At 70.2% G+C, this 22,211-nt stretch carries 22 protein-coding genes and 3 tRNA genes; 20 read left to right on the plus strand and 5 right to left on the minus strand.

Features of this window, described 5'->3' with window-relative positions:
- The first annotated feature begins 57 nt into the window (after nt 1-57).
- Nucleotides 58-435 carry a PLD nuclease N-terminal domain-containing protein gene (locus QE377_RS10870; protein WP_307322926.1) on the plus strand — a complete coding sequence of 126 codons (378 nt, stop codon included), beginning with the start codon at nt 58-60 and terminating at the stop codon, nt 433-435.
- A 1-nt stretch (nt 436) separates the two neighbouring features.
- Nucleotides 437-2,215: a 2-succinyl-5-enolpyruvyl-6-hydroxy-3-cyclohexene-1-carboxylic-acid synthase gene (gene menD / locus QE377_RS10875; protein ID WP_307322928.1), complete on the plus strand. Its 1,779-nt coding sequence runs from the start codon at nt 437-439 to the stop codon at nt 2,213-2,215.
- A gap of 4 nt (nt 2,216-2,219) precedes the next feature.
- On the opposite strand, the gene QE377_RS10880 is transcribed toward menD, so the two are convergent.
- Nucleotides 2,220-3,461: an isochorismate synthase MenF gene (locus tag QE377_RS10880; protein WP_307325961.1), complete on the minus strand. Its 1,242-nt coding sequence runs from the start codon at nt 3,459-3,461 to the stop codon at nt 2,220-2,222.
- A 141-nt stretch (nt 3,462-3,602) separates the two neighbouring features.
- On the opposite strand from QE377_RS10880, the gene QE377_RS10885 reads away from it, so the two are divergent.
- From QE377_RS10885 to QE377_RS10905, 5 genes are all read left to right on the plus strand, one after another.
- Nucleotides 3,603-4,280 (plus strand): class I SAM-dependent methyltransferase, encoded by a 678-nt coding sequence (locus QE377_RS10885; RefSeq protein ID WP_307325964.1) that lies wholly within the window; start codon nt 3,603-3,605, stop codon nt 4,278-4,280.
- A gap of 48 nt (nt 4,281-4,328) precedes the next feature.
- On the plus strand, nt 4,329-5,390 hold the full coding sequence (locus QE377_RS10890) for a polyprenyl synthetase family protein (RefSeq protein ID WP_307322930.1): 1,062 nt from the start codon (nt 4,329-4,331) through the stop codon (nt 5,388-5,390).
- Nucleotides 5,391-5,461: 71 nt separating this feature from the next.
- Nucleotides 5,462-6,835, plus strand: coding sequence for an FAD-dependent oxidoreductase (locus tag QE377_RS10895; protein ID WP_307322932.1), 1,374 nt, complete (start codon nt 5,462-5,464; stop codon nt 6,833-6,835).
- 50 nt (nt 6,836-6,885) lie between these two features.
- Entirely contained in the window at nt 6,886-7,857 is a 972-nt protein-coding gene (locus QE377_RS10900; RefSeq protein WP_307322934.1) for an alpha/beta hydrolase, read from the plus strand.
- 120 nt (nt 7,858-7,977) lie between these two features.
- Complete coding sequence (locus QE377_RS10905) at nt 7,978-8,544, plus strand: manganese efflux pump MntP family protein (protein ID WP_307322936.1); 567 nt, start codon at nt 7,978-7,980, stop codon at nt 8,542-8,544.
- A gap of 203 nt (nt 8,545-8,747) precedes the next feature.
- On the opposite strand, the gene QE377_RS10910 is transcribed toward QE377_RS10905, so the two are convergent.
- The 3 genes from QE377_RS10910 to QE377_RS10920 form a co-directional block, all read right to left on the minus strand.
- On the minus strand, nt 8,748-9,284 hold the full coding sequence (locus QE377_RS10910) for a sigma-70 family RNA polymerase sigma factor (protein WP_307322939.1): 537 nt from the start codon (nt 9,282-9,284) through the stop codon (nt 8,748-8,750).
- Between the two features lie 99 nt (nt 9,285-9,383).
- Nucleotides 9,384-9,764, minus strand: a complete 381-nt coding sequence (locus QE377_RS10915) for a nuclear transport factor 2 family protein (RefSeq protein ID WP_307322942.1) — start codon at nt 9,762-9,764, stop codon at nt 9,384-9,386.
- 90 nt (nt 9,765-9,854) lie between these two features.
- Nucleotides 9,855-10,343 carry a YajQ family cyclic di-GMP-binding protein gene (locus tag QE377_RS10920; protein WP_137417904.1) on the minus strand — a complete coding sequence of 163 codons (489 nt, stop codon included), beginning with the start codon at nt 10,341-10,343 and terminating at the stop codon, nt 9,855-9,857.
- Nucleotides 10,344-10,410: 67 nt separating this feature from the next.
- Here QE377_RS10920 and QE377_RS10925 point away from each other — a divergent pair, with 67 nt between their 5' ends.
- The 4 genes from QE377_RS10925 to QE377_RS10940 all read left to right on the plus strand — a co-directional run bounded on the left by QE377_RS10925 (nt 10,411) and on the right by QE377_RS10940 (nt 13,213).
- On the plus strand, nt 10,411-10,902 hold the full coding sequence (locus QE377_RS10925; protein WP_137417903.1) for an FBP domain-containing protein: 492 nt from the start codon (nt 10,411-10,413) through the stop codon (nt 10,900-10,902).
- Nucleotides 10,899-11,813 carry a PfkB family carbohydrate kinase gene (locus QE377_RS10930; RefSeq protein WP_307322948.1) on the plus strand — a complete coding sequence of 305 codons (915 nt, stop codon included), beginning with the start codon at nt 10,899-10,901 and terminating at the stop codon, nt 11,811-11,813. The genes QE377_RS10925 and QE377_RS10930 overlap by 4 nt, the downstream gene beginning before the upstream one ends.
- Nucleotides 11,814-11,918: 105 nt before the next feature.
- Nucleotides 11,919-12,003 (plus strand) — tRNA-Tyr (locus QE377_RS10935).
- A 241-nt stretch (nt 12,004-12,244) separates the two neighbouring features.
- Nucleotides 12,245-13,213 (plus strand): hypothetical protein, encoded by a 969-nt coding sequence (locus QE377_RS10940; RefSeq protein WP_307322951.1) that lies wholly within the window; start codon nt 12,245-12,247, stop codon nt 13,211-13,213.
- Nucleotides 13,214-13,260: 47 nt separating this feature from the next.
- Here QE377_RS10940 and QE377_RS10945 read toward each other — a convergent pair whose 3' ends face one another.
- Complete coding sequence (locus QE377_RS10945; RefSeq protein ID WP_307322954.1) at nt 13,261-14,847, minus strand: NAD(P)/FAD-dependent oxidoreductase; 1,587 nt, start codon at nt 14,845-14,847, stop codon at nt 13,261-13,263.
- A gap of 51 nt (nt 14,848-14,898) precedes the next feature.
- Between QE377_RS10945 and QE377_RS10950 the strand changes: the two genes are divergently transcribed.
- The 9 genes from QE377_RS10950 to QE377_RS10990 all read left to right on the plus strand — a co-directional run bounded on the left by QE377_RS10950 (nt 14,899) and on the right by QE377_RS10990 (nt 22,175).
- Entirely contained in the window at nt 14,899-15,705 is an 807-nt protein-coding gene (locus QE377_RS10950) for an inositol monophosphatase family protein (RefSeq protein WP_307322957.1), read from the plus strand.
- A 137-nt stretch (nt 15,706-15,842) separates the two neighbouring features.
- Nucleotides 15,843-17,300 (plus strand): M23 family metallopeptidase, encoded by a 1,458-nt coding sequence (locus QE377_RS10955; protein WP_307322960.1) that lies wholly within the window; start codon nt 15,843-15,845, stop codon nt 17,298-17,300.
- Between the two features lie 69 nt (nt 17,301-17,369).
- A tRNA-Thr gene (locus tag QE377_RS10960) sits at nt 17,370-17,441 on the plus strand.
- 34 nt (nt 17,442-17,475) lie between these two features.
- A tRNA-Met gene (locus tag QE377_RS10965) sits at nt 17,476-17,549 on the plus strand.
- Between the two features lie 141 nt (nt 17,550-17,690).
- Nucleotides 17,691-18,572 carry a hypothetical protein gene (locus QE377_RS10970; protein ID WP_307322964.1) on the plus strand — a complete coding sequence of 294 codons (882 nt, stop codon included), beginning with the start codon at nt 17,691-17,693 and terminating at the stop codon, nt 18,570-18,572.
- Between the two features lie 342 nt (nt 18,573-18,914).
- Complete coding sequence (locus QE377_RS10975) at nt 18,915-20,459, plus strand: amidase (RefSeq protein WP_307322967.1); 1,545 nt, start codon at nt 18,915-18,917, stop codon at nt 20,457-20,459.
- A 44-nt stretch (nt 20,460-20,503) separates the two neighbouring features.
- Complete coding sequence (locus tag QE377_RS10980; RefSeq protein WP_307322970.1) at nt 20,504-20,719, plus strand: CbtB-domain containing protein; 216 nt, start codon at nt 20,504-20,506, stop codon at nt 20,717-20,719.
- Nucleotides 20,720-20,730: 11 nt separating this feature from the next.
- The gene (locus QE377_RS10985) at nt 20,731-21,609 is read left to right on the plus strand and encodes a CbtA family protein (protein ID WP_307322973.1); all 879 of its coding nucleotides are present in this window, start codon (nt 20,731-20,733) and stop codon (nt 21,607-21,609) included.
- On the plus strand, nt 21,606-22,175 hold the full coding sequence (locus QE377_RS10990) for a histidine phosphatase family protein (RefSeq protein WP_307322976.1): 570 nt from the start codon (nt 21,606-21,608) through the stop codon (nt 22,173-22,175). The genes QE377_RS10985 and QE377_RS10990 overlap by 4 nt, the downstream gene beginning before the upstream one ends.
- Nucleotides 22,176-22,211 lie beyond the last annotated feature (36 nt).

The following is a 22,211-nucleotide window of genomic DNA, read 5'->3' on the forward strand; positions in this document are numbered from 1 at the left end:
GCGTCGGGTGCCTGCGCTCTCGGGGCCCGTGCAGGCCACGCGGCCTAGGATGGGGGAATGGTCCGGCTCCTGCTCATTCTGGCGCTGGTTGCCGTCGTCTTCTGGGTCTACACGGTCGTGGACTGCGCGGTGCAACCGGCCACGCGTCACCGCGGCGTCAGCAAGGGCACCTGGATGGTCATCGTGATCCTGCTGCCCGTCGTCGGCGGCATCCTGTGGTTCGTGACCGGGCGCGCGCGCAAGAACGCGGCACCGGTGCGGCGGGCACCCGACGACGATCCGGACTTCCTCCGCACGATCGGCTCGATCAGCGACCAGGACGAGCGCATCCGCCGTCTCGAGGAGGAGCTCGCCCAGCTCGACTCCGACGACCAGGCGCCCGGTGCGCCGGAGCGGCCCGCGCCGCATCGGCCCGACGAGGACGAGCCGCGCTGAGATGACGACGCCCGAAGACGCCGGTCGCGCGCCGGCGACGGATGCGGCTGCGGCCCTGCTCGCGCAGCTGATGGAACGCGGCGTCGAGCACATCGTGGTGAGCCCCGGTTCGCGGTCGCAGGCGCTCGCGCTGGTCGCCGCCGCCGCAGAGACATCGGGACGCGTGCGGGTGCACGTGCGCATCGACGAGCGGGTCGCGGGTTTCACCGCCCTCGGGATCGGACGAGAATCCGGTGTCCCCGCGGCTGTGGTGTGCACGTCCGGAACCGCCGTCGCGAACCTCATGCCTGCCGCGCTCGAGGCGCATCACGCGGGCGTCCCGCTGCTGCTGCTCACCGCCGACCGACCGCCGGAGCTGCGCGGCGTCGGGGCGAACCAGACCACACGGCAACCGGGGCTGTTCCATCCCGCCACCCGCCTCGACATCGACGCTCCGGTGCCCGACGCGATCGACGCGGACGGTTCGTCCGAGCAGAGCCGCATGTTCCGCCGGCTCGCCGATGACGCGTTCGACGCCGCTCTGGGCGCCGGCACGCGCCCCGCCGGTCCCGTGCACGTCAACCTGCCCGTCCGTGAGCCTCTGGCAGGCGCTCTTCCCGCCTGGTTCGCCGTCTCCGGCGCTGACGAGTCGGCTGGCTCGCAGGAGGAGGAGCCCGCATCCGGAGCGCTCTATCAGGGCGGCGGCGGAATCGGTGAGTCCGACGTCCCCGCGGAGCCCGGAGCCGCTCCGCTGCTGCTGGCGCAGGGGCCGCGTACGGTCGTGATCGCGGGAGCGGATGCGGGAGCCGACGCCGAGCGTGTCTCGCACGAGGGCGGCTGGCCGCTCATCGCCGAGATCGTCAGCGGGGCCCGGTTCGGCCGCCTGCTCGTGCACGGCTACCGGCAGGCGCTGTCGGACCCCGAGCTCGGGGGACGCGTCGAGCGTGTCGTCGTGTGGGGGCATCCGACGCTGAGCCGTGAGGTCACCGCTCTGCTGCGTCGCGACGATGTCGAGGTCGTCGCGATCCGCGGTCCCGGCGAGCCGCTGAACCTCAACGGTCGCACGACGGCCGTCGACGCGGTCGCCGTGGCGTCCGGCGACGCCGATCGTGCGTGGCTGGGGGAGTGGATGCGGGCGTCCCGTGCCGCATCTGTCGATCTTTCGCCGCCCGCGCCCGACGCGGACGGCCTGGCCTCCGCCGTGCCGCGCGAGCGGCTGTCGGCGGTCTCCGCGGAACTCGACGTGCTGCGCGCCCCGCTCGATCGAGCGGCGCTCGTCGATGCCGTGTGGCGCGCGAGCTGGCCCCACGACCGGCTGGTCTTCGGGTCCTCCCGCCTCGTCCGCGTCGCCGATCAGGTGCTGGGCGGCAAGAAGGTTCCGGTGCACGCGAACCGCGGGCTCGCCGGCATCGACGGCACGATCGCGACCGCGACGGGCGTGGCGATCGCGAGTCAGGACGAGGGGCGCCCCGGCGTGACCCGAGTGCTGCTGGGCGATCTCGCCCTGCTGCACGACGTCGGAGCCCTGCTGCTGCCGGCGGCCGAGGCGGAGCCGCGCATCCAGGTGATCGTGGGCAACGACGGCGGCGGCACGATCTTCGACGGGCTCGAAGTCGCGAGCGTCGCGGATGCGGCCGCGATCGACCGCGTGCAGTACACGCCGCAGTCGGTGCGACTGGAGCACCTGGCTCTCGCCTACGGGTGGGAGTACCGCCGGATCACGACGCGGGCGGCGCTCGACCAGGCGCTCACCTCCCCCGCCGGCGGCCGTCAGCTCATCGAGGTGCCGCTGGAGCGCTGAGCGCTCAGGCCAGAGCTTCGACGATCGGTCGGAACTTCACCCGCGTCTCGAGCAGCTCGGACTCGGGATCGCTCGCGGCGACGATCCCTGCGCCGGCATAGGCGGTGAGGGAGACGTCACCACCCGAGTCGGGCGTGTCGAACTGTGCGCACCGCAGCGCGATCGCCCATTCGCCGTCGCCGGCCTGGTCGATCCACCCCACCGGACCGGCGTAGCGACCGCGATCGAAGGGCTCGAGGCGGCGGATGACATCGAGCGCCGCCGGCGTGGGGGTGCCGGCGACGGCGGCCGTCGGGTGCAGCGCCGCGACGAGGTCGAGCGACGACGCCGTGTCGGAGAGCGCACCTTCGACGTCCGTCGCCAGGTGCCAGACGTTCGGCAGCTTGAGTGTGAACGGCTGCTCGCTCGAGCGCAGCGCTCGGGTGTGCGGGTCGAGCGCGGCCAGAACGCTGCGCACCGCGAACTGATGCTCGTCCTGATCCTTGGTGCTCGTGGCCAGGGCCAGGGCGGCCGCCGCATCCGTATCCGGATCCGTGCCGCGTGCCGTGGTGCCGGCCAGGACGCGGGCGGTGACGGTGCCCTGCTCGACGGTCACGAGGGTCTCGGGGCTGGCTCCGATCAGTCCGTCGACGGCGAAGGCCCACGTGTCGGGGTAGCCGGATGCGAGGGCGCGCACGAGGCGGCGCAGGTCGGAGCCGGCGGGCACGGTGCCGGCGAGGTCTCGCGCGAGGACGACCTTGCTGACCTCGCCCGCCGCGATCGCCGCGACGGCTTCGCGCACCGAGGCGATGTAGCCGGCGGGGTGCTGACGGCCGGGGCCGAGGGTCGCGGACCAGTGCGCACCGTAGGGCGTCGCCGCCGGAGCGAGGGCGGCATCGTCACTCCATCGGATGCGGGTGAGCCAAGAGCGCCCGTCGCGGCGTCCGATGACGACGGGAGGAACGAGCAGGGCGCCGGGCCGTGCAGAGCGGCGGTCGAAGGGCAGGGCGCCGAAGGCGACGAGGCCCGTGCCGGGGATCTCGAGCGGGTCGTCCACGACGGCGGCGTCGGCGAGCTCGCGCCAGCGGTCGGCGCGCGCGTCGGCATCGGAGGCGAAGGGGAGGGCGAGCGGCTCGCCGAGACCCACCATGCCCTCACCCCGGCGCTGCCACACGAGGGGGCGAGCGGGGTCGGTGAAGGCGAGCAGATCGTCGATCGGGTCGATCTCGCGGGTCTCGACGAGCAGCCGAGGACGCGAGGCACGAATCACCCTCCCAGCCTAGACTCGCCCCGCTCGAGGAAGGCCCAGCGAGAGGGGTGCGCACGCACGCCGTAGGCTGGTGATGTGAGCGAGAGCCCTGACCAGCACCGCGCCGACCTCGGCAAGGATCCGGGCCGTGTCAGCGGCATGTTTGACGAGGTCGCCGCCGGCTACGACCGCACCAACACGGTGCTCAGCCTCGGCAACGACCGACTCTGGCGCGTCGCGGCGACGCGCGCGATCGCGCCGCGCGCCGGGCAGCGCATCCTCGACCTCGCCGCCGGCACCGGCGCGAGCGCCGTGACGCTGGCCCGAAGCGGAGCGGAGGTGGTCGCCGCCGACTTCTCGCCGGGCATGATCGCCGAGGGCGTCAGGCGCCACGGGCACATCATGAACCTCACCTTCCAGGAGGCGGATGCCACCGCCCTCCCGTTCGAGGACGCGTCGTTCGACACCGTCACGATCTCGTTCGGCCTGCGCAACGTCAACGACCCCCACGCGGCGCTCGCCGAGATGCGCCGCGTGACCAAGCCCGGCGGCCGAATCGTCGTCTGCGAGTTCTCGCATCCGCCGCACCCGCTGTTCGCCGACCTCTACCGCTTCTACAACGACCGCGTCCTGCCCGTCGTGGCCCGCGGCCTCAGCTCGAACGCGGACGCCTACGACTACCTCAACGAGTCGATCAAGGACTGGCCCGACCAGCGCACGCTCAGCGGCTGGATCCGGGATGCGGGCTGGGTCGACGTCGCGCACCGCGACCTCACGTTCGGCATCGTGGCGCTGCATCGCGCGCGTGCGCCGTTCGTCGATCCCGCAGCGAACTGACGGTTCACAGCGGGTCGAGCCTCTCCGGCCCGCGGGTAGGCTAGAGGAGTGACACGGAGCCCCTCTGCGCCTGGCGCGCACCTCGCGAGCAGACTCGGCCTCGCCGACCGTGTCTTCGCCGGTCCCGTCTCCCGCCGACTGCAGAAGACCGTCGAAGACGGCCTGGCCAAGGTCGAGGCCCATCTCGCCGACGAGTTGCACGTGGCCGATGCGCTCGCCGACGCCACCAGCCGTTACCTCTACGAGGCCGGCGGCAAGCGCGTGCGTCCGATGCTGACGGTGCTCACCGCGCAGCTGGGCGACGGCGTCAACGAGCAGGTGATCGACGCCGCATCCGCTCTCGAGCTGACCCACCTCGGATCGCTCTACCACGACGACGTCATGGACGGTGCGGACGTGCGCCGGGGCGTGCCCGCCGCGCACTCCGTCTGGGGCAACAGCGTCGCCATCCTCACCGGTGACCTGCTGTTCTCCCGCGCGAGCCAGATCATGTCGCGTCTGGGCGATAAGGCCATGAAGCTGCAGGCCGACACCTTCGAGCGGCTCGTGCTCGGCCAGATGCACGAGACCGTCGGTTTGCAGGCGGGCGATGACCCCGTCGACTTCTACCTGCAGGTCCTGAGCGACAAGACCGGCTCGCTCATCGCGGCCTCCGCGCAGGCCGGTGTCCTCTTCTCGCACGCCCCCCTGGCGTACGAACAGCCCCTGCTGACCTTCGGAGAGAAGGTCGGTGTGGCCTTCCAGCTGCTCGACGACGTCATCGACCTCTCGGCGGATGCGGCAGAGACCGGCAAGGTGCCCGGCACCGACCTGCGCGCGGGCGTGCCCACCATGCCGTACCTGTTGCTCGGACGCCTCGACGATCCCGCATCCGTCGACCTGCTCGCGCGCATCGACGCGGGCGTCGCGCAGATCGCCGACGGGGCCGACCCGGCGCTGCTGGACGATCCGCTGGCCGAGCTGCGCGAACACGCCGCCACCGAGCAGACTCTGGCGCTCGCGCACGAATGGTCGGATGCGGCGGTCGCCGCCCTGGAGCCGCTCCCGCGCGGTGCGGTCCGCGAGGCGCTCACGCGCTTCGCCGACGCGGTCGCCGACCGCAGCAGCTGATCTCCGCGCCTGCGAACCAGAGCGCTCGAGGCGTCGCCACTGACGCCGCTGTATCCCTCGAAAGGACTCCCATGACCAAGCTCCGGCTGGCCATCGTCGGCGCAGGACCCGCGGGCATCTACGCGGCCGACATCCTGCTGAAGGCCGAGCGGGCGTTCGACGTCTCGATCGATCTGTTCGAGCACCTCCCCGCTCCCTACGGTCTCGTTCGCTACGGCGTCGCGCCCGACCACCCTCGCATCAAGGGCGTGATCACGGCCCTCCGCGACGTGCTCGACCGCGGTGACATCCGCCTGTTCGGCAACGTGCGCTTCGGCGAGGACATCACCCTCGACGACCTCAAGAAGCACTACAACGCGGTGATCTTCGCCACCGGGGCGATCCGCGACGCGGACCTCGACATCCCCGGCATCGACGCGGAGGGCTCCTACGGCGCCGCGGACTTCGTGAGCTGGTTCGACGGTCACCCCGACGTGCCGCGCACGTGGCCTCTGGACGCCTCCTCGGTCGCCGTCATCGGCAACGGCAACGTCGCGCTCGACATCACGCGCATGCTCGCCAAGCATGCCGTCGACCTGCTGCCGACCGAGATCCCCGACAACGTGCACGCGGGGCTCGAGGCCTCGACCATCACCGACGTCCACGTGTTCGGGCGCCGCGGCCCCGCCCAGGTGAAGTTCACGCCGCTCGAACTGCGCGAGCTCGGCGAGCTGCGCGACGTCGACATGGTCGTCTACGACGAGGACTTCGACTACGACGAGGCTTCGCTCGCCGCGATCGCGAGCAACAAGCAGGTCAAGGTCATCGACCGCGTGCTGCAGGAGTGGCGCACGCGTCCGGGTGCGAACGGCGCCGGCGGTGAGGCGTCTCGGCGCCTGCACCTGCACTTCTGGGCCAAGCCCGTCGAGGTCAAGAAGGATGCGGCGGGCCGCGTCGCGGCGCTGGTCTACGAGCGCACGCGTCCCGACGGCGAGGGCGGTGTCGCCGGCACGGGCGAGCTGCGCGAGGTCCCGATCCAGCAGCTGTATCGCGCGGTCGGCTACTTCGGCTCGCCGCTTCCCGGCGTCCCGTTCGACGAGCGCCACGGAGTCATCCCGAACCTCGAGGGCCAGGTGCTGCACCCCGACTCGAACGAGGTCGTCCCCGGCGTCTATGCGACCGGCTGGATCAAGCGCGGACCCGTGGGGCTGATCGGTCACACCAAGTCCGACGCGATGGAGACCGTGCGCCACCTCATCAACGGCCAGGCCTCGTGGTGGCAGCCCGAGGATGCCTCCCCCGAGGCGGTCCCGGCCCTGCTCGCCGAGCGCGGTGTGCGCTGGACCGACCTCGAGGGGTGGCACCGCCTCGATGAGCACGAGATCGCCCTCGGGGCGCCCGCGGAGCGTGCGCGCATCAAGGTCGTGCCCCGCGACGAGATGGTGGCGATCTCGCGCGGCGAGTGAGCTCGCGACCGATCGGGCGCTTCCCGGACGTGCATCGCTAGGCTGGCGACATGAGCGCCTGGGTCCCCGACATCCTCGGGCCCGGGTTCGCGCAGCTGACCCTGCCACTGGATCTTCCTGCGGACGACGGTCCGCTGGTGGCGACCCTCGTGCGGCACCTGCCGCATCCGGTCGGACGGCTGGTCGCGCCCCTCCGCGACGTCGACGTGCTGTACGTCCACGGGTGGTCGGATTACTTCTTCCAGACCGAGCTCGCGCGTTTCTGGGCCCGGCTCGGTGCGCGCTTCTACGCCCTCGACCTCCACCGGTACGGTCGGAGCCTGCGTGAGGGACAGGTTCCGGGCTACGCCGACAGCCTCGACGAGTACGACGCCGACATCTCGGCGGCGCTCGCCGCGATGGGGCCGCGCGGCAACAGACGTCTCGTGCTCCTCGGGCATTCCACGGGCGGGTTGACGCTGTCGCTGTGGTCGGCACGCCACCCGGGGACCGCGTCCGCGGTCGTGCTCAACAGCCCGTGGCTGGAGTTCCAGATCGGGTCGTTCGGGCGCCAGGCCATCGCGCCCCTCATCCAGGCGCGGGCGCGCGTTCAGCCCCGCGGGTCGCAGCCCGTCGTTGACCTCGGGTTCTATACGCGGGCGCAGACCGAGCTGGGTGTGCTGCCGATCCCTGGCTACCGCGAGCAGTGGCGTCCGGCGCAGGGTTTCGCGACGCATCCCGGCTGGCTGCATGCCGTGCTGGAGGGGCATGCGCGCATCGCCGCGGGCGTGGATGTGGGGGCGCCCGCGTTCGTCCTGCTCTCCGCGCGTTCGTCGTCGCCGATCCGCTGGAGCGAGCAGATGACCTCGACCGACTCCGTGCTCGTTGTCGACGACATCGCGCGAGCCGCGCTCAAGCTCGGTCCGCTCGTGACGGTCGCGCGCATCCAGGGGGCGGTGCACGACGTGTTCCTCTCGGCGCCTGAGCCGCGGCGCGTCGCGTACGCGGAGCTCGAGCAGTGGGCGCGCGCACGCTTCCACTGATGTTTGGGAGCCCGAAAAGCTGACAATCGTGTCGTGGAGTTGAGTTCGGTTTTCCGAAATCGGCAGGCTGGATGACGCGGGCGATCGCCCGCATCTCCCCGCCATCACATCAGGAGCGTCATGTCGTTCTGGGCATTGCCTCTGCTCGCCGTCGGCGTCTCCGCCGACGCCTTCGCGGTCGCCCTCGGCAAGGGGCTGCAGCTACGCTCGCAGATCGTCCGCAACGCCCTCGTGCTCGCGCTCGCCTTCGGTCTCGCGCAGGCGCTCATGCCGCTGCTCGGGTACCTGCTCGGCAGCGCGTTCGCCGCGTTCATCGAGCCGTTCGACCACTGGGTCGCCTTCGCGCTGCTCGCCGCCGTCGGCGTCAAGATGCTGTGGGAGGCGCTGACGCCCGACAAGGACGGCGCGGAGGCCGGAAGTGCCCGGCTCTCGACGCGGGAGACGATCGTGCTCGCCGTCGCGACCTCCATCGACGCGCTCGCCGTGGGCTTGAGCTTCGCGTTCCTCAACTTCCCGGTGTGGATCGCGGTCATCGCGATCGGCCTGGTGACCTTCGTGCTGTCGTTCGCCGCGGTGCTCATCGGGCATCGCATCGGCACCCGCTTCCGTCGTCCGGCCGAGATCGTGGGCGGCCTGGTGCTCATCGGCATCGGCACGCAGATCCTGATCTCGCACCTCACCGCCTGACGGCACCGCCGTCGCGGCACGAGAAAGCCCCTCCCGCGAAGGGGAGGGGCTACACGACACGACATCGCGCTTCACGCGACGACGATGACCCGAACATCCCCGGCGCGCGGTGTTGCTTCGCCCCAGGCTTTCACCCCGCAGCGGGTGTCGGTGGAATGTGAAACGACTCTCATGACGTTCTCACGCGGGGCGTGCGGAGTCACCTAGCCGGCTTCCTCCATGCCCGCCCTACGGCAGGCTCCGAGCGCCTTGCGGGCGCGGGCCACGCGCTGACGCGCAGCGGCGGCGGTCAGGCCCAGCTGCTCGGCGATCTGAGTGCTGGACAGGCCGTCGACGACACTCAGCAGAAGGGGCCGGCGAAGTTCGTCCGGGAGGTCGTTGATGGCGGCCAGCGCGCCGGCGAGCAGGAGCCGCGTCTCGACGTCGAGGGCGGTGTCGGCGTCGTCGCTACGGTCGTCGGCAATCGGCACGACGGGATGCCGGCGCCGCTGTCGGGCGAGGTCGTAGGCGGCGTTCCGGGCGATCGCGTCGAGCCACGAGCACATCTGCCCCGGCTCGGGCGAGTGGATGTGCTCCACTGCGCGCCAGGCGCGCATGACCGCATCCTGCGCGACATCGTCTGCATCGGACGGATCGACGCCCAGCGAGATCGATCGCCGACGCAGTCGCTGCGGGTCGGAGCGGATCATCGCCTCGAGGGCGGCGTGCGTGCGGGACGAGGCGGGGGATGCTGGCGACATGAGGGAGTTCATCCGTTCGGGAGGACGTCGCAGAATCCTACCGACGCCGCCGGCGAGCGGGGACGGCGACCCATCGCCACCGCCCCCGCCGGCGCGCGCTCAGACGGTGCCGAAGGGGTTGTCGATCGCGTACCGCCAGCCGTGCTCCTCGTCGTAGACGGCGACGTCGGCCGTGCTGCCGCCGAGCGACACCTGGCTGCCGTCGGCGGCGGTTCCCTCGAGCTTCCAGTCGGCGATCGCAAGGCCGATGGAGCCGTTGACGAACACGTTGCGCACGGCCATCGAGATCGGCAGGCCGATCGCGAGGAACTGCTCCAGCGCGCCCGCGACCGCCTCGTCGCCCGTGACCGGCTGACCCGGGGCGGGCACGAAGACGGCGCCGGGGGCGTTGAGAGCGGTGAGGGCGGCGAGGTCGCGCGCGTTGAAGCGGCGGGCGAACTCGGCGGGCAGCTGGTCGAGCGAGGTGACGGGGGAGGTCATGGTCTTCCTTTCGATGCGACCGCGAGGTGCGGTCACCGAGGAAGACGTCGCAGCCGCCGACCTGTGACGAGAAAGTCCTTCAGACCTGGCTTACCGGTAGTTCGTGAACTGCAGGTCGACGTCGAGGTCGGCGGCCTTGAGCAGTCGCTGGACTTCCTGCAGGTCGTCGCGGGACTTCGACTGCACGCGCAGTTCGTCGCCCTGGATCTGGGACTTGACGCTCTTGGGGCCCTCGTCGCGGATGATCTTGCCGATCTTCTTCGCGATCTCCTGCGAGATGCCTTCCTTCAGCGTCGAGACGATCCGGTACTCCTTGCCGCTCGCAGTGGGCTCGCCCGACTCCAGGCTCTTGAGCGAGATGCCGCGCTTGATGAGCTTGGTCTGGAAGACGTCGAGCACCGCGTTCGCGCGGTCTTCGCTGTTGGCCTTGATGAGGATCGACTCGCCGCTCCACTCGATGGAGGCGTCCGTGCCCTTGAAGTCGTAACGCTGCTCCACTTCCTTGCGGGCCTGGTTCAGGGCGTTGTCGGCCTCCTGCCGATCGATCTTGGAAACGATGTCGAACGAGGAATCTGCCATGCCGCGATTCTTCCATGGGCGGATGCGGCCCGCATCCGGCGTCCGTGTCGATTCGTAGACTTGTGTCATGCGGGCTCTGACCGAGGAACAGGTGCGCGAGTCGTTCGTGAACGCCGCGCCGGAGGAAGTGCGGGTGGCCGCCATGCCGCACGACTTCCTGCTCACCGACTGGGACCACCTCGACTTCCTGGCGTGGCGCGACCCGCGCTCGCGTGGCCGGGGTTACCTGGTTACCGAGTCCGAGGGGCGGCCGGCGGGCGTGGTGCTCCGCGCCGCGGAGGGCAACGGCCGTGCGCGATCGGCGATGTGCAACCTGTGCCACACGATGCAGCCCGGCGATCAGGTCGCGCTGTTCACCGCGCGCCGGGCGGGCGAGGCGGGGGAGAGCGGTGACAGTGTGGGAACGTACATGTGCGCCGATCTGTCGTGCCACGAGACCGTGCGGTTGGCGGCCCCCCTCGCGCCGAGCGAGATCCGGGCGAGCGTCGACCGCCGCATCGACGGCACACGCGCACGGGCTGAAGCGTTCGTCGGGCGCGTGAAGGGGGAGCAGGCATGACCGCAGCAGGACGGGTGGCCGTCATCGGAGACGCGCTGATCGACGAATTGCGCGACGACACCGGAGTGCGCGAGTTCGTCGGGGGAGCGGCCCTGAACGTGGCCGTAGGGTTGGCTCGTCTGGGGCTTCCCACCACACTCATCGCGATGGTCGGCGACGACGAGCCCGGCGACCGCATCCGCGCTTATCTCGATGACTTCGGCGTCGAGCTGGTAGCGAACCCGTCGCCGCACGGCTCGTCGCGCGCGGTCAGCACCCGCAACGCCGGCGGGGAACCGGTCTACGTGTTCAACGAGGCGGCCTGCAACCGCCGCATCCACTTCGGCGACGAGGAGCGTCGTGTGATTTCGGATGCGGCGATCACGGTCGTCAGCTGCTTCCCATTCGACGACGCCGCGCAGGCCGCCGAGCTCGCGGATGCGGTTCGCGCCGCGGACGGGCTGCTCGCGGTCGACCCGAACCCACGCGAGGGGATGATGCACGACCGGGCTGCATTCGTCGAGGGCTTCGAGGCGCTCGCCGCGCTCGCCGACCTCGTGAAGATCGGCGACGACGATGCGGAACTCCTGTACGCGGCATCGCTGGACACCGTGCGTGACCGGATGCGGGAGATCGGTGCCGTGGCCGTCCTGACCACGCGCGGCGCGCAGGGTGCGGGCGTCGTCACGGATGTGGTCGCGATCGAACGTCCGATCGCCTTCGTCCCCGGCGTCATCATCGACACGATGGGTGCGGGCGACGCGGTGCTGTCGTCGGCGGTCGCATCGCTGCTGTCCGAGCATCCGAGCGACGAGGCGGCGTGGGCGACACTGGTGGACACGGCGATGGAGGTCGCGGCCGCGACCTGCCGTTTCGAAGGTGCGCTGCTGCGCTTGCCCTCCGCGTTGTCGGGGCTCGATCAGGGCTCCTGAGCCGCCGCGCGCGGGCCCGTCGCTGATTTCTGAGTATGTCGGCGAGGGGGTAGTATCGGAGATCGCGCCTCTGGTCGACTGTACAAGCTGGGCAGGTGCGCACTTGGCGAGTTACCCAAGCGGCCAAAGGGATCTGACTGTAAATCAGCCGGCGTAGCCTTCGGGGGTTCGAATCCCTCACTCGCCACCACCAAAGCCGAAAGCCCCCGCACGGGGGCTTTCGGCTTTTCTGTGCTGTGCCCGTGTGCGAGGCGTGCTTCCCTGTCACAGATCGACGTGTTGAGCGCGATCTGTGACAGGGGAGCACAGTCTCTCCGCCTCTCCGTGCGTCGACGGTGGGTTCAGGCCGCCGCCCACAACCCTCCTCGGTGGATCGGCGCGGCGTGCCAGGATGAGAGGGCGGGCGAGGGGCGCCCGCGAAGGGAGCCGTGATGTCCGCGCCGCAACCGCCCGTCGCACCGTCCGCCGCGCCGACCACGGAGTCGTCGAGCCCGAACCGTCTCGTGCGGGCCGGCATCTGGGTCGCCATCGGCGCCCTGATCGCCGCGGCGCTCGTCAGCGTCGTCTGGGTGCTCATCGGTTCTCAGAACGGCATCGTTGGACGCGCGTTCCTCACGATCTTCCTGCTCGCCGCCTTCGCCGGCGTCTCGATCCTCGACGCGCATCTGGCCCCTCGGCGTCCCGGGTGGTTCGTGCTGACGAGCATGATCGCGTGGGTGCTGATCCTCATCGTCGGCGCCTTCCTCATCTGGATGCCGGAGCGTCCTTCCTTCGACGCATATCGGTACACCGACGGTCTCACCGGCTTCACCCGGTTCTTCTCGTTCCTGATGATCGTGCTGATCGTCCAGCTCGCCGTCCTCCACGTGCGTCTGTACACCAGGGCCATCATCCGCGTTCCCACCCTGTTCAACCGCATCGTCGGATACGTGACCGTCGGCCTCGTCGCAGCCCTCGTCGTGCTGCTCGTGCTGCCGCTGACGATCCAGGAGTGGGTGGACTTCTACGACGTCTACTGGCGCGTCGTCGTGGCCGTGACGATCCTGGCGGCCGTCGGCACTGCGCTGGTCCCGTTGGTCAACCTGCTGTTCGGCCCCAAGACGCCCCGCGCCGAGGCGGCGCCTCCGACCTGGCCGGTCGCTGCCCCGCAGGCGTGGCCGACATACGTCGACCGCGTCACCCCGCTGCCGGCACTGCCCGACGGCTCGCCCGACTGGCAGGCCTACTACACGGGATACCCGACGGGCTGGCACCCGGCGCCGCCGGCGGTCTCGCCCACGGCGGAGGCGGCGTACGGCGCCCGGCCGCCCGCATCCGCCGCGCCGGTCACGCCGTCGGAGCCTCCTGCGGCCCCCGGGTACGAGGGCTTCCCGCCCCCGCCGCCGCTGCCCCCGCGCTGAGCCTTCGCGGTCCACGTACCGACGCAGCGGCCGAGTGTTTCCCCGTGTCAGCCGGGCAGCAGCGCGAGCGCGGCCATCGCCGCGTTGTGACCGCCCAGTCCGCTAACGGCCCCGCCGCGTGCCGCGCTCGACCCGCAGCGCAGGATGCGGGAGTGCGCCGTCTCGACGCCCCACGCCGCGGCGGGGGAGGCGGCATCCGCGTCGTCCTCACGCCACGGCCACGACAGCGGACCGTGGAAGATGTCGCCGCCGGTCATACCCAGCGAATCCTCGAGATCCGCCGTGGTGCGCGCCTCGATGCAGGGCGCTCCCGTCGGGGACTCCCAGATGCAGTCGGCGAGAGGCTCGGCGAGCACGGACTCGAGTGAGCGCTCTGCCGCCGCCAGCAGGGTGGCACGCATCGCGTCGGGGTCCGCGCCGTCGAGGAGTCGATGCGGTACCTGAAGGCCGAACAGGGTGAGCGTCTGCGCGCCCGCCTCACGCAGCTCCGACCCCAGGATCGAGGGGTCGGTGAGCGAGTGGCAGTAGATCTCGGCCGGCAGCGGATCGGGGATGCGGCCGGCGACCGCCTCCGTGTACGCGGTGTCGAGCTGGGTCATCGTCTCATTCACGTGGAACGTCCCCGCGAACGCCGCCTCCGGTGCGACGTAGCGATCGTGCAATCGAGGGAGACGGCGCAGGAGCATGTTGACCTTGATCTGCGCGCCCTCCGGTTCCGGCCGTTGCGGGGCGCCGGCTCCCGCCGCGGCGAGCAAGTGATCGAGCACGGTCGGCCCGACGGCGGAGAGCACGAGCCGACCGGTGACGACGCCCGCATCCTTCCCGCCGTAGCGCACCTCGCCGTCGGGACTCACGCTCGTGACCGCGGCTCCGGTGCGGATCTCGGCGCCCGCGGCCCGTGCGGCGCGCTCCAGCTCCGCGCTGACGTGTCCCATCCCGCCGACCGGGACGTCCCAGTCCCCGGTTCCGCCGCCGATCACGTGGTACAGGTAGCAGCGGTTCTGTCGCAGGGAGGGATCGTCGGCGTGCGAGAACGTGCCGATGAGTCCGTCGGTGAGCGCGATGCCACGGGCGAGATCGCTCTCCAGGCTGTCGCGCAGCAGCGTGCCCAGCGGCCGGGCCGTGATCGCGTCCCATAGCGCGTCGTCGCCGAGCGCCGCGCGCAGAGCGGATGCGGTGGGCAGCGGTTCGGTCATGGAGGGGAAGACCGTGCGCGCCAGCGGTGCGAGCCGCGCATTCAGCCTCCGGTAGCGATCCGACTCCGCGGCGCTGCCCGTCGCACGGCGGAAGCTCGCGTCCGTCGCCTGCGCGTCGCCGGTGTCGACGAGCACGCCGCGCGCCGGGTCGGCCGGGTCGGGTGTGTACGAGGAGAAGCGCCGGCGCCGCAGGGTCAGGCGCAGCCCGAGGTCGTCGACGATGCGGGTGGGCAGGAGGCTCACCAGGTAGGAGTATCGCGACAGTCGCGCAGAGACGCCGGCCCACGGCGACTCGGAGACGGCCGCGCCTCCGGTGTGGCCGAGCCGCTCCAGCACCACGACCGAACGCCCCGCGCGGGCGAGGTAGGCGGCGGCGACGAGGGCGTTGTGGCCCCCGCCGACGATCACGACGTCATGGGTCGGTGCGATGACGGTCATGCCGCCACGCTAACGGCGGACCCTCGCTCCGCGCGACGGTAGCGTGGGAGCATGCCTTCCGCTCTGGATTTGCAATCGCTCGCCATCGAGGTCGCGAGGGAGGCGGGCGCGCTCGCCGCCCGGCGCCGTCGCGAGGGCGTGCAGATCGCGGCGACGAAGTCCGCGCTGGCGGACATCGTGACCGACGCCGATCGCGAGGTCGAGCAGCTGGTGCGCGAGCGTCTCGCGACGGCGCGTCCCGACGATGGGTTTCTCGGGGAGGAGGGCGGCGCGGCCGCATCCGCCTCTGGGATCACGTGGGTCGTCGATCCGATCGACGGCACCGTCAACTACGCCTACGGCATCCCGGCGTACGCCGTGAGCATCGCGGCCGTGTCGGGGGAGCCCGACCCGCAGAACTGGGACGCGCTGGCTGGTGCCGTCTACAACCCCGCCGTCGATGAGCTCTTCACCGCGGCGCGGGGTGAAGGAGCGCGTCTCGTCTCGTCGATCGAGGGCGAGCGGATGCTGCGCGTCGCCGAGCCGTCGGATGCGGGTGCGCTGCTGGCCACGGGATTCGGGTACGATCCGGCGACCCACGCGCCGGCGCTCGAGCGGCTCGCCGGGGTGATGCCGCTCGCGCGCGACCTGCGCAGAATGGGTGCGGCCTCGCTGGATCTGACGGGCGTCGCGGCCGGTCGCATCGACGGCTACTACGAGAAGGGCCTGTGGCCGTGGGACCACGCGGCAGGGGCCCTCATCGTCGCCGAGGCCGGCGGCGTCGTGGCGGGACTCGGTGGCAAGCGCGCGGACCGCGAGATGACGATCGCGGCCGCACCGGGCCTGTTCGCCGCACTGCTCGCCCGCCTCGAGGACTGATACGCGCGCATGGCATTCTCAGGCTCCGGGTTGTAGTGTTTACCTATTCGTTATCTTCGTTGCCCGAACGAGGATGAGCATCTCCTTCCGTTTTCCCTGTCGCTTCCCGTGCGACCGAGACCGAGGCTGACCACGTTTTGACCCCCCTAGATCCCCAGGCGGAGACCGCTCCCACGCGACGCTCCGGCCGGAACCGCGCTGCTGAGGCGGCTTCTTCGGGGACCTCGGATGCGGTCGCTCCGCTCACCCGCGCGCAGCTTCGCGCGCGCCAGGCGGCCGCGCACCCCGCGCCGGTCTGGTCGGCGCAGCGCGCGATGCCCGTCGCCGAGCCCGAGCTGGTGCTCGAGGTCGTGCCGGAGCCCATGGCCGCCGCCGATGTCACGCTGTCGGTACCCGCTGAGCCGGTCGCTGCGGCCGAGGTGACGCTGTCGGTATCGGAGTCAGAGGCGCCCGTCGCCGAGGCGCCGCTGCCCCGTCGCCGTGCGCGTTCGCTCGCCCAGACCTCCGTCGCTTCGGCGACTCCCATCGACGTCGCCCTGGACGCCATCGACGATGAGCCGGTCGCTCTGCCCGTCGTCGACACCGTGTCGGTCGCTTCGGAGACGGAGGCGAGCCCGGCCGAGCTGCCCGTCGCGGATGTCGCGGCGGATCTCGACGACGAGGCGCGTGTGTTCGCCGAGGCGGTTCTCGCCGACGAGGCCGAAGCGCACGCGATCGCCGACGAGTTCGAGGCCGCCGCCCGGCTCTTCTCGTTCACGGGTGTGACCCCCATCCAGGTCGCCGCGGCCGCGATCGCCGACGAGCCCGTCGCGGCGCAGGATGCCGCCGAGGCCGCTCCGGCGAAGCGTCGCCGCTTCAGCGGTGCGGCGTTCAAGCGTGCGACGGCCGCATCCGCCACCGTCGGTGCCATGGGAATCGTCGGGCTGCTGGCGATCGGCATGACGACGCCCGCTGAGGCCGTCTCGGGCGCAGGCAACTCCGCCGCCGCATCCGTCTCGATCGCGACCGGCTCGAAAGCCGGCACCTCGAGCGCGCTGTCGAGCGACGAGATTCAGGCGTACGTGGCTCCGGCCGATGCGCAGGTCACCGCCCTGAACCGCAGCGACTACTCCACGGCGTCGACCGCGGAGCTCGCCGCCGAGTCGGGCATCACGCACTACTCGAACTTCTTCACCAACAACGCGAACAACCCGATCCAGTGGCCGTTCAAGGTGGGCGTCTCGATCAGCTACGGCTTCGGGATGCGCGACGGCACCATGCACGAGGGCTTGGACTTCACGCCGGGCGAGGGTGCCGAGATCCAGGCTGTGGCCGACGGCGTCGTGCGCACCGCGACGGAGAGCGGCGGAGGCTACGGCGTGATGATCATCATCGATCACGTGATCGACGGCAAGCTCGTCTCGACCCGCTACGGCCACATGCAGTATGGCTCGCTGCAGGTGAAGACGGGCGACACCGTGAAGGTGGGCCAGTTCATCGGCCGGGTAGGCGACACCGGCCACTCGTTCGGCGCGCACCTGCACTTCGAGGTGCTCGACAACGGCACGACGGCGATCGACCCGCTGCCGTGGCTGCGTCAGCACGCCGGCGGCTGACCGGCCGTGTTTCGTCGGGGCCCTCGGCTCTGATATTCTTTTCTGGTTGCCCGGATTGCTCCGGGAAGCGCCCCGATAGCTCAGTGGCAGAGCACTTCCATGGTAAGGAAGGGGTCGTCAGTTCAATCCTGACTCGGGGCTCGCAGCATCCGGTGGTCCGCCGCCGGAACGTCGCGGCAGGGTAGCTCAGTTGGTGAGAGCGCACGACTCATAATCGTGAGGTCGCGGGTTCAAGCCCCGCTCCTGCTACAGACAAGGCCCCCGGTTCCGCCGGGGTTTTGTCGTGTCCGGGCACACTCAAGCGCTGGGCGGAATGAGGTTCTTGCCGGTTCTGTGCCGTTTGCGGAGTGATCAGAGCCCGACGTCGGGGGCCGCCACCAGACTCATCGTATGACTGACGGCTACTACGGGGGACGCGCGATACCGATTTCGGAGCCCCGTGAGCTCGCCGCGGTGCAGCACGTCCGGGCCAGATTGGCGCTGGTACCGCAGCTTGCTGAACGGTGGAATCGGATCGCGCGTGGGAAGGCGGGTCCGCGAAGCGAGTTGGCCTTCGACGATGACGTGACACATTGGACGCGTGTCAGCTCTCACGTCGCCCACAATCTGCACCATGCAATTGACTGCCTGCGTGCGCTCGGTGTTCTGATCCCGCCGGCGGGGGAACTCACTGTTCCCTATGTCGCGCATTTCCCGGTGGCACGCTCAGGACTCGAGGCGGCTTCGACCGCCCTTTGGATCTTGCAGCCGGATGATCCCCGACAAAGGATCGAACGCCATCTGCGAAACCTCTGGTGGGAGGTCAGCGATGAGGCCTCGTTCACGGGGGCATCGGAGCGCCTGGCTCCCGATGACTTGTCGCACCTCGTGGATCGGCAGCGCAAGGGTCAGAAGGCGTGGAAGCGGAAGTACGTGGATCAGATTCGGGCAGTGGCGATGCGAGCAGGTGTGGCGGATCCCACGCTAGGCCGATATGCAGTCAGCTTCGCCGAGATTGTTCGCGAGGCCACCGCCGCGACAGGGTTGCCGGGTGGGTATGGGGAGATGGTTTGGCGGACGATTAGCGGCCTGAGTCATCCATCGATGCTCCGCTCTGTTCGCTTCATGCATCGAACGGAGTTCGCCGATCGCGAAGAAGGGATGGTCAATGTGGAGATCTCCAACGACACGCAGACTCTTCAATACACGGTGGATGCTCTCGTCCTCCAATTCACGACGGCGCTGGAGGTCCTCGCGTGGCGCAAGCTAAAGATCGGAATTCCGATCGTTTAGAAACTGTTGGGATGGCGCGATGAGGGCGTCGAGGCCGGTGCGGGGACTCGTCGCTCGGAGCGTCGGTGCGGCATAAGGCCGACTGGACATCGACGTTGACTGTTCAGCGGCGGTGGTGAACGACGTGCGTTCTGCGGGAGCGGCGTAGAGCGGGCCGCCCTTCGAGATCTGGCTCCGCCAGAGCGACCGATCGGACTCATCAGACCTGCGCTCGAGCCGTTACGTGAGCGAAACGTCAGCGTCACCCATCTGGCATGCGTCAATGCGTCAATAAGTCATGACACATTTGCTCGCTGGATTCGATCGACTCGGTGAGCGAGACGCGTGACGAGAGGACCGAGGATGGCCGTGACCCGCCCAACAAGGGATGACGTGAAGGCGTTCGCCCAGCGCTTCCGCTACGACTACGACGACACGGAGTTCGACGAGCTGCACGCCCTCGCTGTCGCTGGCCTGGCCGGCTACGACGTCGTCGATGAGCTCTATGTGAAGCACGTCGAGGTCGAGCCGCCCGTGCGGGAGTCGCAACGGCCCGTTGACGAGGAGAACTTGCTCGCTGCGTGGTACGTCCGGACCGAGATCGCTCCGCTCTCCACAGGAGTGCTCGACGGCCGCACGGTCGCCATCAAAGACAACATCGCCGTCGCCGGCGTCCCGATGATGAATGGCTCGCGCACCCTCGAGGGCTACGTCCCCCGGGAGGACGCCACGGTCGTCACGCGCACACTGGCGGCGGGCGCGACCATCCTCGGCAAGTCTGTGTGCGAAGACCTGTGCTTCTCGGGGTCGAGTTTCACCTCCGCGAGCGGGCCGGTGCGAAACCCCTGGAACCTCGGACGGACGACCGGTGGCTCCTCCAGCGGCAATGCCGCGTTGCTCGCATCCGGCGAGGTCGATCTCGCCATCGGCGGCGACCAGGGCGGTTCGGTGCGCCTCCCGGCATCCTTCACAGGTGTGGTCGGACACAAGCCGACCTTCGGCCTCGTCCCCTATACCGGCGCCTTCCCGATCGAGAGGACGATCGATCACCTCGGCCCGATGGCGCGCACTGTCGAGGATGCCGCGCTCCTGCTGTCGGTGCTCGCCGGCCCGGATGGGCTGGACTCGCGTCAGACGGAGGCCACCCGGGGCCCCGGCGACCTCTCGACAGTTGCCGACGGAGTCTCCGGGATGCGCATCGGTCTGGTCGCCGAGGGATTCGGCATCCCTGGGCTCTCCGACCCGGAGGTCGACGAGGTCGTGATCGCGGCGGCCGAGGCGCTCTCCTCCGACGGTGCCACGGTCACCCGTATCAACATCCCCGAACACCTGGACGCCGGGGCGCTGTGGGGCGTGATCGCGACCGATGGCGCGACATACCAGATGCTCGACGGCAACGGCTACGGACTGGGGGTCGAGGGCTATTACGACCCCCATCAGATGGAGTACTTCGCCCGGGGCAAGCTCGATCGGGGCCATGCGCTCTCCGAGTCGGTCAAGGTGACGGCACTCACGGGTGCGTGGGGACTGCAGGGGCTCGGCGGCTCCTCCTACGCCAAAGCGCGCCGTCTCGTCCCCTACGTTCGCGCAGCGTACGACGCGGCGCTGGCGCAGGTCGACGTCCTGGTCATGCCGACCACGCCCTTCACTGCGCTTCCTTTGTTGGAAGCGGGCGACGATCGTGCCGAGTACCTCCGCAAGGCGCTCAGCATGATCGGCAACACTGCCCCCTTCGACGTCACCGGGCACCCCGCCACGTCGGTACCGGCGGGCCTGGTGTCCGGTCTTCCCGTCGGCCTGATGGTGGTCGCGCCGCGATTCGACGACGCGCTCGCCCTGCGCGTAGCAGCGGCCGTTCAAGCGCGGATCGGTACGCTCAAGCCGCCCAGGCCGGCCCGTCACGTCTGACGACACCCACCACACCCCCCTCACCCATCCCTATAGGAGAAATCATGAGCACTCACTCCGAGGTCATGGCGGTCCCGACGGTCTACGCCGCGAGCACCGCCGTGCGCGTCGCCTGGATCGCCGGCGCGGTCCTGGTCGCCGCCGCGGCCTACTACTTCGTCGGAATCGACCAGGGTGTCGTGTCGGTCTTCGGATCCGACACGCACATCCACGAGATGATGCACGACGGCCGGCACCTGCTCGGCTTCCCGTGCCACTGAGGACGGACGTCATGAGCGCGGAATCGCGGATCGTTCTCGCCGGCGCGGGTGCCGGTCTCGTCGCAGGCCTCCTCGGCGCGGTGGTGTCGCTGATCACCGTGGAGCCGTCGATCTCGGCCGCGATCGACTACGAGTCGATGCGGTCGGCGGCGGAGGCTGCGGTCGGCACCGGCACGGTGACCGGTGGTCACCATCATGGCGCGGTCGACCCGTCCGCGGGCGGGGGCGAGGAAGAGGTCGTGCCCCGTGCGGTGCAGGCGACGCTCGGTGTCTTCCTGTCTGTAGGGCTGTTCGGTCTCGCGATGGGTCTTCTCATCGCCGCGGTCGCATACGGGCTGCGCAAGCTCCTCCCGCAGCTGTCTGCCCGCCGGGCGGCGCTGGTCGCGGGCACGCTCGCCTTCGTCGCCGGGTTTCTGGTGCCATACGCGAAGTATCCGAGCGACCCTCCAGCCATCGGCTCGCACGGAGACCTCGTCGCTCGCACCGCCGCGTACTACTCGATGGTCGCGATCTCGGTGTTCGCGATGACGATCGCGGTCGTCGTCGCCGCCCGGCTGTCCGCCCGATGGGGATGGTTCGCTGCCATCGTGGCCGTCGGCGGGGGATACCTCGTCGTCATGCTCGCCGTCGCGGCGTTCCTGCCCTCCGTGGCACAGATCGTCGGAGCTGCGTCCGAGATCCCGGGGCCGGTCATGGACGGAGACGACATCGTCCTCGACGGTTATCCGGCCGCGGTGATCGGTGGGTTCCGGCTGGGATCCCTGCTCGTGGCGACGACGATCTTCGGCGTGGCGACTGTGCTGCTGGCTGCCGTGATCGGATTCCGGGCGCGGGGACGGGGTGACGCCGTTCCGCAGGTGGGATCGAACGATCTCGTTCTGTCGCCATGACGGACCGAGACCGGATCGCCGCCCGAGCTGAGATCGTGTTCGTCGTACAAGCGACGACCGTGTCTCAGCTGCGGGCAGCCTTCCCCTCTGCCGACGACGAGCTCGCGTCAGCCGGCCTCCAGCAGTGTCGGAGGTCGTCTATGCGCTCCGGTCGACACGACGTGCTCTCCGCCCCCGAGCCGACATGTGTACAGACGGTCGCGGCGCTCGGATGGCCCCCGCCACGGGTCGTGTCCGATCTGCGAGGTGCCGAGCCCGGGGAGTGGCAGGGAAGAGAGCTCGCGTCGCTCTCACCGGACCAGTTCCAGCACTGGCGGGCAGGGGTAGCGCCTCCCGGTGGCGAGTCCGTGGCCGACCTGCTCCTGCGCGTTCGGAACTTCGTCCACGGAGTCGGGGGCGGACGGTACGTCGCCGTGGTGCCACAGGCTGTCGCGCGGGTGACTGTCCTGGTGGCTCTCGGGCTCCCCGCCTCGAAGATCTGGGAGATGGACGCCGATCCCCTTTCCACCGTGGCCGTCGCCCGTCGAGCCGGCGGCGAGACTCGGTTGCGGCTGGTGAACCTGTGATTCCGGGACGACATGCTCGTCTGCACGGGCGGTAGA

The organism is Microbacterium sp. SORGH_AS_0862 (genome assembly GCF_030818795.1).
Taxonomy (GTDB): Bacteria; Actinomycetota; Actinomycetes; order Actinomycetales; family Microbacteriaceae; genus Microbacterium.

Coding starts and splice junctions, on each gene's coding strand:
- QE377_RS10870 (WP_307322926.1), top strand. CDS start 58: ATGGTCCGGCTCCTGCTCATTCTGGCGCTGGTTGCCGTCGTCTTCTGG.
- menD (WP_307322928.1), top strand. CDS start 437: ATGACGACGCCCGAAGACGCCGGTCGCGCGCCGGCGACGGATGCGGCT.
- QE377_RS10885 (WP_307325964.1), top strand. CDS start 3,603: ATGTTTGACGAGGTCGCCGCCGGCTACGACCGCACCAACACGGTGCTC.
- QE377_RS10895 (WP_307322932.1), top strand. CDS start 5,462: ATGACCAAGCTCCGGCTGGCCATCGTCGGCGCAGGACCCGCGGGCATC.
- QE377_RS10900 (WP_307322934.1), top strand. CDS start 6,886: ATGAGCGCCTGGGTCCCCGACATCCTCGGGCCCGGGTTCGCGCAGCTG.
- QE377_RS10905 (WP_307322936.1), top strand. CDS start 7,978: ATGTCGTTCTGGGCATTGCCTCTGCTCGCCGTCGGCGTCTCCGCCGAC.
- QE377_RS10910 (WP_307322939.1), bottom strand. CDS start 9,284: ATGTCGCCAGCATCCCCCGCCTCGTCCCGCACGCACGCCGCCCTCGAG.
- QE377_RS10915 (WP_307322942.1), bottom strand. CDS start 9,764: ATGACCTCCCCCGTCACCTCGCTCGACCAGCTGCCCGCCGAGTTCGCC.
- QE377_RS10920 (WP_137417904.1), bottom strand. CDS start 10,343: ATGGCAGATTCCTCGTTCGACATCGTTTCCAAGATCGATCGGCAGGAG.
- QE377_RS10925 (WP_137417903.1), top strand. CDS start 10,411: ATGCGGGCTCTGACCGAGGAACAGGTGCGCGAGTCGTTCGTGAACGCC.
- QE377_RS10930 (WP_307322948.1), top strand. CDS start 10,899: ATGACCGCAGCAGGACGGGTGGCCGTCATCGGAGACGCGCTGATCGAC.
- QE377_RS10940 (WP_307322951.1), top strand. CDS start 12,245: ATGTCCGCGCCGCAACCGCCCGTCGCACCGTCCGCCGCGCCGACCACG.
- QE377_RS10945 (WP_307322954.1), bottom strand. CDS start 14,847: ATGACCGTCATCGCACCGACCCATGACGTCGTGATCGTCGGCGGGGGC.
- QE377_RS10950 (WP_307322957.1), top strand. CDS start 14,899: ATGCCTTCCGCTCTGGATTTGCAATCGCTCGCCATCGAGGTCGCGAGG.
- QE377_RS10970 (WP_307322964.1), top strand. CDS start 17,691: ATGACTGACGGCTACTACGGGGGACGCGCGATACCGATTTCGGAGCCC.
- QE377_RS10975 (WP_307322967.1), top strand. CDS start 18,915: ATGGCCGTGACCCGCCCAACAAGGGATGACGTGAAGGCGTTCGCCCAG.
- QE377_RS10980 (WP_307322970.1), top strand. CDS start 20,504: ATGAGCACTCACTCCGAGGTCATGGCGGTCCCGACGGTCTACGCCGCG.
- QE377_RS10985 (WP_307322973.1), top strand. CDS start 20,731: ATGAGCGCGGAATCGCGGATCGTTCTCGCCGGCGCGGGTGCCGGTCTC.
- QE377_RS10990 (WP_307322976.1), top strand. CDS start 21,606: ATGACGGACCGAGACCGGATCGCCGCCCGAGCTGAGATCGTGTTCGTC.